At 51.4% G+C, this 13,796-nt stretch carries 16 protein-coding genes and 1 riboswitch; of the genes, 7 read left to right on the top strand and 9 right to left on the bottom strand.

Annotated features, from left to right (window positions below):
* Nucleotides 1–81: 81 nt before the first annotated feature.
* A riboswitch (TPP riboswitch) is annotated at nucleotides 82–185 on the bottom strand.
* Nucleotides 186–447: 262 nt separating this feature from the next.
* From MKX98_RS06135 to MKX98_RS06125, 3 genes are all read left to right on the top strand, one after another.
* Nucleotides 448–948 carry a VOC family protein gene (locus MKX98_RS06135; protein WP_339222070.1) on the top strand — a complete coding sequence of 167 codons (501 nt, stop codon included), beginning with the start codon at nucleotides 448–450 and terminating at the stop codon, nucleotides 946–948.
* Between the two features lie 579 nt (nucleotides 949–1,527).
* Nucleotides 1,528–1,932 (top strand): hypothetical protein, encoded by a 405-nt coding sequence (locus tag MKX98_RS06130; RefSeq protein ID WP_339222069.1) that lies wholly within the window; start codon nucleotides 1,528–1,530, stop codon nucleotides 1,930–1,932.
* Between the two features lie 594 nt (nucleotides 1,933–2,526).
* Nucleotides 2,527–2,787, top strand: a complete 261-nt coding sequence (locus MKX98_RS06125) for a hypothetical protein (RefSeq protein ID WP_339222067.1) — start codon at nucleotides 2,527–2,529, stop codon at nucleotides 2,785–2,787.
* A 603-nt stretch (nucleotides 2,788–3,390) separates the two neighbouring features.
* Here MKX98_RS06125 and MKX98_RS06120 read toward each other — a convergent pair.
* Nucleotides 3,391–4,416: an iron-siderophore ABC transporter substrate-binding protein gene (locus MKX98_RS06120; protein ID WP_339222065.1), complete on the bottom strand. Its 1,026-nt coding sequence runs from the start codon at nucleotides 4,414–4,416 to the stop codon at nucleotides 3,391–3,393.
* Nucleotides 4,417–4,613: 197 nt separating this feature from the next.
* On the opposite strand from MKX98_RS06120, the gene MKX98_RS06115 reads away from it, so the two are divergent.
* The 3 genes from MKX98_RS06115 to MKX98_RS06105 are packed head-to-tail and all read left to right on the top strand — an operon-like array spanning nucleotide 4,614 to nucleotide 7,527.
* On the top strand, nucleotides 4,614–5,597 hold the full coding sequence (locus tag MKX98_RS06115; RefSeq protein ID WP_216533128.1) for an iron ABC transporter permease: 984 nt from the start codon (nucleotides 4,614–4,616) through the stop codon (nucleotides 5,595–5,597).
* Nucleotides 5,594–6,640 carry an iron ABC transporter permease gene (locus tag MKX98_RS06110; protein ID WP_194541169.1) on the top strand — a complete coding sequence of 349 codons (1,047 nt, stop codon included), beginning with the start codon at nucleotides 5,594–5,596 and terminating at the stop codon, nucleotides 6,638–6,640. The genes MKX98_RS06115 and MKX98_RS06110 overlap by 4 nt, the downstream gene beginning before the upstream one ends.
* A 20-nt stretch (nucleotides 6,641–6,660) precedes the next feature.
* Complete coding sequence (locus MKX98_RS06105) at nucleotides 6,661–7,527, top strand: ABC transporter ATP-binding protein (protein ID WP_339222062.1); 867 nt, start codon at nucleotides 6,661–6,663, stop codon at nucleotides 7,525–7,527.
* A 330-nt stretch (nucleotides 7,528–7,857) separates the two neighbouring features.
* On the opposite strand, the gene MKX98_RS06100 is transcribed toward MKX98_RS06105, so the two are convergent.
* Nucleotides 7,858–8,040, bottom strand: a complete 183-nt coding sequence (locus MKX98_RS06100; RefSeq protein WP_113060721.1) for a hypothetical protein — start codon at nucleotides 8,038–8,040, stop codon at nucleotides 7,858–7,860.
* 324 nt (nucleotides 8,041–8,364) lie between these two features.
* On the opposite strand from MKX98_RS06100, the gene MKX98_RS06095 reads away from it, so the two are divergent.
* Nucleotides 8,365–8,811, top strand: a complete 447-nt coding sequence (locus MKX98_RS06095) for a hypothetical protein (protein WP_339222060.1) — start codon at nucleotides 8,365–8,367, stop codon at nucleotides 8,809–8,811.
* Between the two features lie 114 nt (nucleotides 8,812–8,925).
* On the opposite strand, the gene MKX98_RS06090 is transcribed toward MKX98_RS06095, so the two are convergent.
* The 7 genes from MKX98_RS06090 to MKX98_RS06060 form a co-directional block, all read right to left on the bottom strand.
* Complete coding sequence (locus MKX98_RS06090) at nucleotides 8,926–9,534, bottom strand: zeta toxin family protein (RefSeq protein ID WP_339222059.1); 609 nt, start codon at nucleotides 9,532–9,534, stop codon at nucleotides 8,926–8,928.
* A complete protein-coding gene (locus MKX98_RS06085) occupies nucleotides 9,512–9,679 on the bottom strand; it encodes a hypothetical protein (RefSeq protein WP_194541151.1) in 168 nt (55 codons plus the stop codon). The genes MKX98_RS06090 and MKX98_RS06085 overlap by 23 nt, the downstream gene beginning before the upstream one ends.
* A gap of 216 nt (nucleotides 9,680–9,895) precedes the next feature.
* Entirely contained in the window at nucleotides 9,896–10,474 is a 579-nt protein-coding gene (locus MKX98_RS06080) for an SEC-C domain-containing protein (RefSeq protein ID WP_071221327.1), read from the bottom strand.
* A 333-nt stretch (nucleotides 10,475–10,807) separates the two neighbouring features.
* Nucleotides 10,808–10,969: a hypothetical protein gene (locus MKX98_RS06075; protein ID WP_339222057.1), complete on the bottom strand. Its 162-nt coding sequence runs from the start codon at nucleotides 10,967–10,969 to the stop codon at nucleotides 10,808–10,810.
* Nucleotides 10,966–11,097 (bottom strand): hypothetical protein, encoded by a 132-nt coding sequence (locus MKX98_RS06070; RefSeq protein WP_259445447.1) that lies wholly within the window; start codon nucleotides 11,095–11,097, stop codon nucleotides 10,966–10,968. Before MKX98_RS06070 ends, MKX98_RS06075 begins: the two co-directional genes overlap by 4 nt.
* Before the next feature lie 113 nt (nucleotides 11,098–11,210).
* Entirely contained in the window at nucleotides 11,211–12,527 is a 1,317-nt protein-coding gene (locus MKX98_RS06065; RefSeq protein WP_339222055.1) for an extracellular solute-binding protein, read from the bottom strand.
* Nucleotides 12,528–12,821: 294 nt separating this feature from the next.
* The gene (locus MKX98_RS06060) at nucleotides 12,822–13,778 is read right to left on the bottom strand and encodes a 1,4-beta-xylanase (protein ID WP_220686401.1); all 957 of its coding nucleotides are present in this window, start codon (nucleotides 13,776–13,778) and stop codon (nucleotides 12,822–12,824) included.
* Nucleotides 13,779–13,796: the final 18 nt, after the last annotated feature.

Here is a 13,796-nt window from a genome sequence, read left to right as displayed (position 1 = left end):
GGCAACGCTAAAAAGCCGCCCCGAAAACTGGAGCGGCTTCGTCAACAAGCCCGAGTGCGCCAAAAACGCACCAAGACCTTATATACGAAGGCTCCACTTTCCTACGCTAGTACGAACTAGATCAGGTTCAAAGGGTCCAAGATACGCTCTTGTCTCAGCCGCTAACGGCTCCCCTAGTGGACTTCCTATTCTTTTGTCTAATACTGTACATAGGTTTGTAGATGCTGTCAAACGTTAACGGTTCGCGGACAGAACCCCACGAGCGAAATCTTCCGTGATCGGTGGATCATGATGTTGTACGGTGGCAGAGGTCTTTCGCGAATAAAAAACGCCGGCTAACCGGCACTTGTTTCAGAAACACTGACACTTGGTTGTCATGTATTCCCCTACATAATGAGTACATAAACGTTATTCAAAAAAATGAAGTTTAAAGGAGCGAGTTTTTTTATGACGAACCCATCAAAAGCGGTTAACCCCATTCCGGATGGCTACACCTCCGTGACACCATGGATTATCTCAAGAAACTCCGCAGCGCTGATTGAATTCCTGGAGCAGGCTTTTCAAGCCGAAGAGTTAGCCCGCGTCTATGTTGGCGATGGTGTCATCGGCCATGCCGAGGTGCGAATCGGGGATGCCGTCGTCATGATGTTTGACGCGAAGCCGGAATGGCCGGATAGCCCGGCGTACCTCCGCTTATATGTTGAGGATTGCGATGCTGCTTACCAGCAAGCGCTCACCGCAGGAGCCGTCTCGGTGACGGAGCCAACGAGTTTGTTCTTCGGCGACCGGGTGGGACGGGTACGGGACCCGTTCGGCAACTTATGGTGGATTCAGACGCGAATGGAGGACCTGACGCCCGAGGAGATGGAACAACGCGCCCAAGACCCGGATTACATGAAAGCAATGACCTATGTTGCCGGAGCGGAAATCGTGGTGAAGATTTCGTAACAAGGTGAAGTGAAGCAAAAGCGTTATTTCAGGGAGAACATGGGTGGTTCGGTTCCCGGGGGTATGCGTGGATGGCTGTCGATTATGATCGATGTAGGGACCGGGTAACTCAGAGTAGCTATGGTTTAGAGGTAGAAACTGGGTGAACACAGAGTATGTAGCTGCTGCTGGGATTGGTGCTACTGCTGGGCTTGGTGCGACTGCTGGGATTGGTGCGACTGCTGGGATTGGTGCGACTGGGATTGATGCTACTGGGATTGATGCTACTGGGATTGGTGCTACTGCTGGTATTGATGCTACTGCTCGAGGGCAAGCGGACTGAGGATACGTTATTTAGCTGAAAAGGCGCAATTTTCGAGAGCTCACGGACACCAGATACGCTATTTCTAGAATATGATGGTAAATAGGCACCTTTTTGCGGTAATAAGAGATCCTGTGTCCGTTAGATTTAAGAATCGGGACCAAATCAGGCAAATAAGGGATCTGGTGTCCGTTAAGGCTACTTCTAGGCTACTCCTGATCTTGGTGCTACTTCTGGTATTGATGCTACTGCTGGGCTTGGCGCGACTGCTAATCTTGGTGCTACTGCTGGTATTGGTGCTACTGCTGGGATTGGTGCTACTGCTGATCTTGGTGCTACTGCTGATCTTGGTGCTACTAACTGGTTTTGGTACGACTGCTGGGCTTGATGCTACTGCTGATCTTGGTGCTACTGCTGGTATTGATGCTACTGCTGGTATTTGGTGCTACTGCTGGGATTGGTGCTACTGCTGTATTGGTGCTACTGCTGTATTGGTGCTACTGCTGGGCTTGGTGCTGCCTGCTATTATTGGAGCTACTGCTGGTATTGTTGCTACTGCTGTATTGGAACTACTGCTGGGCTTGGTGGTACTGCTGGGCTTGGTGGTACTGGTCTTGATGCGACTACTAGTTTTAGTGCGACTTGCTCGAGGCAAACGGACTGAGGATACGTTATTTAGCTGAAAAGGCGTAATTTTCGAGTGCTAACGGACCCCAGATACGTTATTTCTAGAATATGATGGCAAATAGGCACCTTATTGCGGTAATAAGGGATCCTGTGTCCGTTAGATTTAAGAATCGGGACCAAATCAGGCAAATAAGGGATCTGGTGTCCGTTAACAGGTGGCCTTGTTACTAACTGCAGGTATTGAGGCTACTGCTGATCTTGGTGCTACTGCTGGTATTGATGCTACTGCTGGTATTGATGCTACTGCTGTATTGGGGCTACTGCTGTATTGGAGCTACTGCTGGGATTGGTGCTCCCCCTGAACTTGGTGTGACTACTTATCTTGGTGCTACTGCTCGGGGGGCAAGCGGACTGAGGATACGTTATTTAACTGAAAAGGCGTAATTTTCGAGAGCTAACGGACACCAGATACGTTATTCATAGAATATGATGACAAATAGGCACCTTATTGAGGTAATAAGGGATCCTGTGTCCGTTAAGTTTAGGAATCGGAGGCGAATCAGGCAAATAAGGGAACTGGTGTCCGTTAACAGGTGGCCTTGGTGCTAACTACTGGGATTGATGCTACTTCTAGGCTACTGCTGGTCTTAGTGCTACTGCTGGTATTGATGCTACTCTGTATTGGTGCTACTGCTGTATTGGTGCTACTGCTGGGCTTGGTGCTGCCTGCTATTATTGGAGCTACTGCTGGTATTGTTGCTACTGCTGTATTGGAGCTACTGCTGGGCTTGGTGGTACTGCTGGGCTTGGTGGTACTGCTGGGCATGGTGTTATTACTGATCTTGATGCGGCTACTAGTCTTAGTGAGACTTACTCGAGGCAAACGGACTGAGGATACGTTATTTAGCTGAAAAGGCGTAATTTTCGAGTGCTAACGGACCCCAGATACGTTATTTCTAGAATATGATGGCAAATAGGCACCTTATTGCGGTAATAAGGGATCCTGTGTCCGTTAGATTTAAGAATTGGGCCCGAATCAGGAAAATAAGGGAACTGGTGTCCGTTAACAGGTCAGGGGGAAGCGGTACGAAGAACGGAGCTCACAAAGCTGTGCCGGTGAGTGGTGTGCACGTAGCTACATAAGCGGTGAGGCGGTGGTGCTGCACACGCAGCGATACTGGCCACGCAGCATAGCGGCGATGCTGCCGACGCTGTTATGCGGTCGGCGATGTTGGCTGTGCTGACCACGCTGCAATGCGACGATGTTGGCTAGGCTGTGATTGCCAACGTAGTGGTACTACCTACGCGCGTCGCTAGCGACGCTGCTTTGCTGCCGACGCAGCGATACTGCCTACGCGGCGATACTATCCACGCTGCGATACTATCCACGCTGCGATACAAAAAAGGAGGCATTCCAAAAGATCTTAGATCTTGAGGGATGCCTCCTTTTTTTGCTTTTTCCTAGCATCATCCGCTATACGACAATACTAGCCTGCTGCATTCGTCTTCATTCATTACTGAATGCCGTAAAACTCCTGAAGCTGGTCAATCATCAGATTCGCTGCCAGGATGCCGCCTGCTGTATTCCAGATGGCATCATCCACTTTGTGGGCCTGGCCGTTCTTGACGACGTTCAGGTTTTTCCACAGCGGATCGTTGATCCATTCCTGCTCGGTTTGGTTGGCTCCGCCATCCCCGGTTTCATAAGTGAAGTAGAACAGTCTGTCTGCTTCTACCTCAGGTAAACGCTCCTTCGTGATCTCGTCAACGAAATCGTCCTTGGCGTTCTTGGTCATATCGTTGCGGGCAATGCCGATTTTATCGAAAATAACGCCCGAGAAGGTATTGGTATGGTACACGCGCGTCTTGCCAGCCATGAAACGGACCACGGAGACGGTCTCATCCAGCTTGCTTCCAGCCTTCTCTTTGAAATCCTGAATCCGCTTGTCGTATGCAGCCAATAGCTCTTCGCCTTCGGATACCTTGCTCAGCGCTTTGGCATACAGCTCAAAATTGTTCTGCCACTCGCCGCGAAGATCCTCAGCAAAAACAGTCGGCGCGATCGCCTTCAATTGCTCGTATACTTTCTCCTGACGCATCTTGTTGCCGATAATCAGGTCCGGCTGCAGGCCGGCGATCAGCTCGATGTTCGGCTGGCTCTCTTCCCCGACAACGGTAACGCCTTCCATCTGGTCTTTAATATGCGGATACCATGGGTCGCCTGTCCAGGATCTAACGGCACCCACAGGCTTCACGCCCAATGCGAGAAGCGCCTCGGTTCCTTCGTTCGTAAGGACGACAACCTTTTGAGGCGTTCCCTTGATCGTCTCCGTCCCCATGGCATGCGTAACTTCATACGATTCGCCGCCGGCTGCAGCGCCGCTGTTGCCCTCTGCGGTATTCGTTGTGTCGCTGCCCCCGTTGTTTGCATTTTCTTTTGCGGGGCTTGCTCCGCACCCGGCAAGAATCACGATCATGATCAGAGCCAGCAAGCTAAACTTGAGGCCTCTCGTTGGTTTATGTGCCACTTTTTTTCCCATTCCTATCTAAATCCCCCTTGTGTCATATCCCTCTACTTGAAAATCATTATCAATCACTGATTCAAAACTATAAAGGGTTTCATGAAAAATATCAAGATATTTATGAGAATGATTATCAAGCTCATTGACAGATGGGGTCCCTTCACCTAAAATTCATATGAACTTAATTATTCATGGACTTAAGAAAGTGAGTATATATGCGCGTATTCGGACTATTCATATCGCTATTGGCGCTGGCTGCTGCCGTCATGGGCAGCATCGCATTTGGAGTAACGAACATACCTCTTCATCAGGTATGGGAATCGTTCACTCACTTCAACGGGAGCAACGAGCATCTGATCATTCTCACAGCAAGACTGCCCCGGGCGCTCATTGCGCTTGCCGTAGGAGCATCCCTCGCTGTTGCGGGTGCGCTCATGCAAGTCATCACGCGCAATCCGATTGCATCGCCCAGCACGCTGGGCGTAAACTCCGGTGCGGCCTTCTTCATTATTATGTCGGCGGGTTGGCTGGGCATCAGCGGACTCCAATCCCTAACCTGGGTCGCGCTGATCGGAGCCGCGGTAAGCGGCGGTATTGTGTTTTTCCTGGGCAGCATCGGCAGGGACGGCATGACGCCGGTAAAAATCACCCTCGCGGGTGCCTCCATAGCCGCCTTCTTCCATTCCCTGACGCAGGGATTGATGCTCTCCGATGGCAAAATGTTCGACCAGGTGCTGGTATGGCTGGTCGGTTCGGTAGCCGGACGCGATTTGAACCAACTCGCAGCCGTGTGGCCGTACATGACCGTTGGCATGCTGGCTGCACTCCTGCTGGGCCGTCATCTGAACGCCCTCTCCATGGGTGACGACATCGCCCAGAGCCTTGGGCAAAAAACAGCCCTCATTAAGCTGTTAGCGGCAGCGGCCGTTATATTGCTGGCTGGAGGTTCCGTTGCCGCTGCTGGACCCATCGCATTCGTCGGAATCATCATCCCGCATATCGTTCGGTATTTAATAGGAAATGATTATCGCTGGATTCTGCCTTACAGCGCGGTGCTGGGCGCACTTCTGCTGGTGACGGCCGATCTCGGTTCCCGATATATTGCCATGCCGAAGGAAGTCCCGGTTGGCGTGATGACCGCAATCATCGGCGTGCCGTTCTTCGTGTACATAGCCAGGAAAGGAAGACGAGCACAATGAGTAAACACCGCATATTCCGCTCCAGGAACGCGAAAGTATCGTTTATGCTGGAGAGAAGAACACTATGGGTATGCCTGATCCTATTCGTGCTTTGCATCGCCGCCATGATTATTAGCACAGGAACGGGAAGCCAGTTTGTTTCGCCGCTTCATGTCATAAAGGCATTGTTCGGCGATGCTCCGCCCATGGAGCAGGTCATCGTCATGCAGCTAAGGCTGCCTCGAATTATTATCGCCGTGCTGATCGGCGCCGCTCTCGCGGTGGCGGGGGCTATTCTGCAGGGCGTCATCCGCAATCCCCTGGCCTCCCCCGATGTCATCGGCATAACGGAGGGAGCATCGCTTGGGGCGGTTCTCTTCATCTTCATATTTACGGGCACCGTATCGATCCATTGGATGCCGCTATTCGCCATCCTTGGTGCCTTTTTCATTACCGGTCTATTGTACGTGCTCGCCTGGAAAAATGGCGTATCGCCGCTGCGGCTCGTCCTAATCGGGATCGGAGTATCGGCTGCCATCAAATCGATCTCCTACATGCTGATCATATCCGGACCGCTGCAACTGGCTGACCGCTCCCTTACTTTTATGGCAGGCAGCATTTACGGTATGTCCTGGGATAAGGACGTTATGACCCTGCTGCCTTGGGTAGCCGTACTTCTACCGCTTACCTGGCTGCAGGCCCGCAATGTGAACATTCAAGCCTTAGGAGACGACGTTGCCAGCAGCACAGGCGCGCAGGTTCAGAAGCAGCGTCTGATCCTAATCGGACTCAGTGTAGCTCTGGCCGGAGCTGCCATCTCGATCGGCGGCGCCATCGCCTTCATCGGACTGATGGCACCCCATATGGCCCGCAGGCTGGTAGGCCCCAACTTCGGAAGCGTACTGCCGGTCAGCGCCCTGATCGGTGCGATTCTACTGCTTGTCGCCGACCTGGTAGCACGGACGGCATTTCTGCCGCGAGACGTGCCGGCAGGTGTATTCACCGCCGCGATCGGCGCGCCGTTCTTCCTCTACTTGCTGTATCGTAACCGCAATCGATTCTAGAACCGAAAGGAGCTGGCGTCATGAATACGCTGGAAGCAAAGGGATTGGGTCTGTCCTATGGGGGAGACTTTATATTCGAAAATCTGGATTTAACCGTGCCAATAGGTAAAATCACCGTATTTATCGGCAGCAACGGCTGCGGCAAGTCCACTTTGCTGCGCTCCATGGCCAGGCTGCTGAAACCGCAGCGTGGCTCGGTTGTACTGAATGGAGCCGATATCGCAAGCTTGTCCACGAAGGACGTGGCGCGTAAGCTCGCAATTTTGCCTCAGGGACCTACCGCCCCGGAAGGATTGACAGTGATGCAGCTGGTAAAGCAAGGACGCTATCCGTACCAGAGCTGGCTTCGTCAATGGTCGCGCGAGGATGAGGAAGCCGTCGCGGCGGCGCTGGCATCCACAGGTTTGACTGAACTGGCTGACCGTACGGTTGACTCGTTATCCGGCGGCCAACGCCAGCGGGCTTGGATCGCGATGACGCTGGCACAAGAGACGCCGCTCATTTTGCTTGATGAACCGACCACCTATCTGGATTTAACCCACCAGATCGAAGTGCTCGATCTGCTGTATGAATTAAATGTTCAAGAGCAACGGACCATTGTCATGGTGCTGCATGATATCAATCTGGCCTGCCGCTATGCCGATCATATCGTCGCCATTCGCGACGGAAGCATCAAGGCCAAGGGCGCACCGGGAGAAATCATTAATTCCGAGCTGATGCAAACCGTGTTCCAACTGCCGTGCGAGATTATTCCGGATCCGTTGTACGGGACCCCGATGTGCGTCCCGCGCGGAAAAGGCATGCGCAGGCCTTCAGCCGTCAAGCAAGAACCAGCGGAACCAAAACAACCAACTACGCCACCCGCCCCTGAACTTGCACCAGTGTAGCATACATGTAATTAAGCCGGCTCCCTTCCGCATTCAAGCGGGAGGAGCCGGCTTTTTTTATTTGGGCTATTCTCGCAGTATGGTGCTATTATCTAAAACAGGTCTTTGCAAACCAAGACATGAGGGCAGCCGGAACGGCGGAGAGACTGAATAAGTGTATCGGCTTTAACTCATCGATCATTTTTGAAAACAACAACCGACAACGTGCGTTCTGGAAACTTGCCGACACAAAGAAAGACCGCCCTAGCCATCAGGGCAGTCACTGTATTTGGAATAAGTCTAAAACATGGATTGTCTGCCATTGCTCACAACTGCTCCGTTATCGATACATCATGACCATTTACCTACACGCAGGTCTTTTTTCCTTTGGCGATGCGGGAGTACTTTGAACAGCTTGGACTTTTCACGTTTTCTCTGTTCCAGCAGGTTCTTTACCCCTCGCATCAATATCCGGTACCTCATCTCATCCTCGTGGCCGAACTTGCGCATCTCGTCAAAATACTCGTCTGTCATCCTATCACTCCAGCTGTATAAGTCTATAGAACTAGAATATAGGACCGAACTATACAATTTCTAAACAAGACTGGGTTGCACGTTAAGCCGATGGCTCTTGCATAGCTGAGCTGCCGGCAGCCTTCAAGGTTTGCTTTCTTCGCCGGAGGAGAGCCAGCTCTTCCTCACCTCGCCAGGCGGCTTCAGGAAGAGCGGAATGGGGGATTCACCTTTATCCGCCTGCCCTCGTACTCGCTCAATTCGTTCCATGTTGTACTGCGAATATTCGTTTCACATCGGATCGACAGGTATTATACAATGAACAAAAAAAAGGGGGCGTCGTTCATGTGGAGTATATTCAGGTTGAACGGATCGGTCTGGGCAGGCATCACGGCGGGCATTCTTCTTGGGCTGTTCCTCAAGATCATCGAGCATATCACCACGCTGAAGGTCTATACGCTGCTCCTGAACGTCGATTACGTGCCCGTTCTGAAGGAGCTGAAGCTTCCTGAACTGATCGAGTTTGCGCTGCACCTCGTCATCTCCGTCCTGCTGAGCATTCTTCTAGCCATCTTTCTGAAATCAAAGAACTGGCCTCGGGGGCGAAGTTTGTCTTGGGTTTCCTTGGTCTGTCTGGCCGTAGGACTTCTCCTGTATCCGACTACCGTTTTGTCGAACCGTACGCCGGAATTAACTGTCCTCGCTGCCCTCCTATTCTGGCTGGCCGGTCATCTGTTATACGGCATTTCATTGGGCTGGCTGCTGACGGGTTCACGCAAAGCTTCAGCCTAACTCCGGATAGCAGCCTTACGGAAACGCCGGTTTATGGATTAACGCAAAATGACCGCTCCGTTTGAATGGGAGCGGCTTGAGCGTATGGTATTTGTTTAGTACAATTTTTTTGATTTAATTTTCCAACGCTTTCAGTTGATTAACGATAGGTAAAACCCAATTCGGCAAATTAATTTCCCTATGCTTAATTATTCCGAATTCTGCTTCCAGAACAATTTCTCCACTTAGTGCGCTATTATCTATCACTAGTAGATGATCAACCAGGCCCAAGTATTGGAGAAGATTTTGCATAGAAGAAAGATGCCGATGCATGATATATTTGGCAGGGATGTGGTGACCCCCATTACGAACTCTGCCGGCTACTCGTTCAACATTAAGATTTGGATCACCAAGGCCTACATAAAACATGGTGACCTGGAAACCATTTGCTTTTGCTTCCTTCATAAGCCTAATGGCGTACCCACCCGAGAGCGTCGTTTCTATGGAGAAATCCCGTTGAAATTGTAGGCATTCTCGAGCTAATTTTATTGCCTCTTTTCCTGCTGAAACGCGGGCTGATTCAGGTTGCTCCGGGCTCAGACGCCTAGCCAGTGCATCGGGATCAATATTTACACTCACCCCAATTCGGTCGATGATGAGATTACGAATCGTACTCTTCCCACTCCCGTTGTTTCCGGCAAAAACAAACATCGTTGTTGGTTCAACTGTCTTTTCCCGAGACATATTCCTTCTCCCCATTAGAATACTCCCTTACCAGTTTGCCAAAATCATCTTTATATACAACATAAGATTCGTTTACTTTGGCCTCAAGTCTTGCTCTTTCGCCAGTCAGCCTAATAAGTTTGGTTAATTGTTTATCCTTTGTCATAGCCACAACCTCCAACTTATTGTCGTTGAATACCGTTTCTCTTTTAAATCATATCACAAACTGATTAATCCACCACATAGGATTAACTTGTATAAACATCTTTGAATTCGACTGGGTGATTAACGCAAAATGACCGCTCCGTTTGGGAGCGGTCACAGCTATGAAACCGAATGCGCAAATGCCGCACTCATACTATGGAGCCTCACTTTGGCAGTGCTAGCGTCCCAAGGACAAGTCCTTGTCCACTTCGCTATCGGATTCCTCATCCTCGACGTTCGCGTCGTCGCCGGATGCAGCTACGCCATCCATGAAATCTTGAATCTGACCGCTATTGCGGGTCAATGTAGCAACGGAAACCTCATGCTTCTTCGCGATATCAGACTTCGTTGTTGAAATGTTAAGCGATGAAGTTACTATATATTCTAACGCACTTGCATATCCGCCCTGTTTGCGGTACTTCGGATTGGCTTCCCGGGAGAAGCTGTTCCAGACCATCAGAAGGCTGAACACTTGAAACAGCTGCTGATCATCCTGCAATTCGTAATCCCGGCAGATTTGAGGAAACACAGACTCTGCAAGCTCACGATGCTCATCAGCGTTCCAGTCCATCCATCCCAGCTTGTCGTTAATCATCTGCCGCAATTGATCGACCTGTAGCTTAGGCTCTGCTGCTCTCGCACCAGGGAACTGGATGACTTTACCGTATACCGTGCGTTCATCTCTTTCAAGACAACATCTTTTGTACTTTTTCCCGCTTCCGCAGTGACATAGATCGTTTCTTCCTAGCTTTTTCATTTCCTAGCTCCTATTTGAATGATTTCTTCTATTATACATGGAAAATATGAAAATGCGCATCCCAAGCCTGTAGACCCTTAAGGCATGCCGGCCTTCCGCGTCATAACACTCTCTTACAGGGGGGGCTTCCGATAAGAAGGTGTCCAGGCAAGTTAGATAGCAAAAAAGCGCGGGTCCCCTCTATGAAAGCCGCGCCCCTTCATATTATTCTATAATATCGTCATAACGCAAGTAGGATGTAACAAATTTGTTAGAACCTATAATAGACTTATGCCATTTTTGGTAAAGATTCCATAGATTCGCGCCTTAAGGCTCATTGGCCTGGCCCAAACGTCACAGATAGCGACCGAGCATCTCCACCACCGGGTCGGCGCACATCCGGTATCCTTCCTGATTCAAGTGAAGGCGGTCATCCGACAAATAACCGCTCAGATCCTCTTTGACCCTGGCATTCAGATCATGAATCGTAATGCCCATCGGCACAAGCGCCTTCACAGCGTATAAAACGAGAAGCGCCCGTTCTCCGCCGGTGCCACGACTTCTGCAAGGCCCGCCAGCCTTTCTCTAACATAAGGCTCATATCCCTCCCGGATGGAATCGCCCAGCAACAATATCCTCTTCATATATCCGCTCTCCTTCAATCCATCTATACTCGTAACGAAGCGGCCTTATCCTGATCACCTCAGGATAAGGCCGCTCGAGCAGCACTACGGCTGAACCTGTTGGTTCCTCCAGATTAATAGCCCAGTGCGGTTTTGGCTTCCTTCCACTTCGCATTCAGCTTGTCGAACGCAGCCTGCAGATCGTCTGCCACAATATATTCTTGAACATAATCGCCGGTACCGATACCGATTTGTGCCTTGTTCGCGATCTCGTTAAACTTCGGATCGGTCGCTTCACTCTCGATCAACGTCGGATTGAACGATTGGAATTCGGCGAGCTGCGATATGGAGGACTCTGCCGACTTGATGATCGGCATGAAGCCGGAATCTTCCACATAGCCGGATTCCTTCACGAAGAAATCGACCCAAGCCGTGGCAAGCTCTTTGTTCTTGCTGTCTTTGCTGACGGCGATGAAATAATCCGAACCGAGCGGTGCGTTGTACTTGCCGCTATTATCATACGGGAGCGGGAAGAAGCCGATATCCTCCGAAGCTGCTCCTGCGCCGATCACCTGCGGGATTACCCAGTTGCCCAGGAAGTACATCGCCGCTTTGCCGGAAGCCACTTCGCCCTTCGAAATCTCCCAGTTGTTCGTGTACAGGTCTTTCTCTACCCATTCATTCTGCACGAAGGTGCGTCCAATATTCGCAAGGATTCCCCAAGCATTATCCACCTGGAACGGCGCTTCCTCGGCTACCTGCTTCGAGGCAAACTGCGGATCCCCGTTCACGTACCATGCGGAGTTATCCGCCCAGTTGCCCATCGTCCATTGAGCCCCGAAGTTCATGTACAGCGGAATGATGTCCGCCGCTTTCAGCTTCTCCGCAGCCCCGTAGAGCTCATCCAGCGTGGTTGGCACTTTGTCAACGCCCGCTGCCTCGAATGCTTTCTTGTTATACACAATCCCTTGCGTATTCACGCCCGTGGAGATCCCATAGCGTTTCCCTTCGAAGAGGGTATTGTCCGCAAAATAGACATCCTCAAACATCGCATCCGGCAGCGGTTCAAAATACTTGCTGTACTCCGAGGTGGCAAGGCCTGTCGGAATCATCAGCACGTCGCCGGCTTCTCCCGTGGTCAGACGGACCTGAATATCCGTCGCATAGTTCGTCAATCCTTCGAATTCAATTTCGGCCTTCGGATATTTTGCTTTGAATGCTTCCACGTATTTGTCCAGCGTGCCGTCATTCACCAGGTCGGTTCGGTGCGTCAGCACCTTCAGCTTGCCGCCAAGCTCCGTTTTGTCTGATGCCTCGGTCGGCTCGCTGCCTGCGTTATTGCTCGGCGGCGTCTCAGTGCCTGCATTATTCGTTTTATTTCCTCCGCAGGCGGCCAAAATGGATGATACGGTTAAGAGCAGAAGCAGTGCCATCGTGAATCTTTTTTTCATTTCGTCTTCCCCCTGTACTATGAATGTATTACGCTTCCTGTTTTCTCATGAAGCGCTTACTGATATCGCTTACATCCCAAATAATAATCGCTAACACGCCCAAAACAAATGAAGTGTTTTTGTTTTTATTGTCATAAATTATGCTAACATATCATTTTCTTGTTAGGTTCCAGAATATCTCCTTAACTATAGCAAAATCGCACCGCGCGTCTAAAGAAGCAAGCGGTGCGATACCAACCCTATATTCTTAAGCTCAGCTACCTGGCGAACCCGGTAAGTCCAGCCGATAACAATCTAAACCCGAATTCCCGCAGCATAAAATGTCTTTACCGTCTCCTCGGCCAACTTGCCGTACATGCAATAATCATCGTTCAGGGAGGCTTCCTCCAGGCCGTACAGCTTTGCCGGCCAATCCCACAGCATGTACCCCTGCATCCAATCCCGCTTGGCGCAGGCCGCGAACATTGCTTCATAATACCGCCGCTGCTCCTCCTCCGACGGGCCGCCGGGCAGCGACCAATCGTTCGGGCGGGCCGGGGATCCCTCGCGGCTCGGGCAGCCGGCTTCCATGAAGAAGAACGGCTTGTTCCATCGGCGGACCGTGCCTTCGATCCGGTCCAGCTGCTCCTCCCACTGGTCGATCGGATAATAGCCGCTGGAGGAGATGATATCTACCGCATCCCACCAACCCACGCGCTCCTCCTGATATTTGTCGCAGTTATACGTCACCAGCCCACCGTAGACGCTTCTTACGTCCCCGATCAGGGCCCGCCACTCCGCATCCCGCTTGTCGGCCTGCACCATCTCGCAGCCCACGCACAGCATCTCGCAGTGCTCTTCCTCCGCGATTTCGGCATAATGGCGAATGAATTCCCCATAGGAGCGGAACCATTCGGCCCAGCTCGGTTCACCGGGAACCTCCTCGTCGAAGAAGTTAATGTGGGCTCGCCATGTTCCGTTCGCCACATTCACGACCGGCTTCAAGCACACCTTGAGGCCCAGGCTCTTCGCCTTGCGGATGGCCCATCGAACCTCATCATCCGTCACCGTCGGCTCCTCCCGGAACGGGATTTCCGTCGACTGCGGCGTTGCCTGCACGGCAGACAGCGCAATGGCCACCCAATTCACGTTCATGTCCGCCATGCGTTCCATGGAGAATTCCGCCTCGGGTCCCGTCCAGGAGCCCCGTACGCCGGTCCACCCCCAGGTCATGCCGCATACTTTTTCCGTCCACGTGTTTGTCGAGTTCATATATCAATTCTCCTCTTC

It is taken from the genome of Paenibacillus sp. FSL W7-1332 (assembly GCF_037969785.1).
Taxonomy (GTDB): Bacteria; Bacillota; Bacilli; order Paenibacillales; family Paenibacillaceae; genus Paenibacillus_AQ.
The sequence above is the reverse complement of the archived record's forward strand: the minus strand, read 5'-3'. Positions and strand labels throughout refer to the sequence as shown.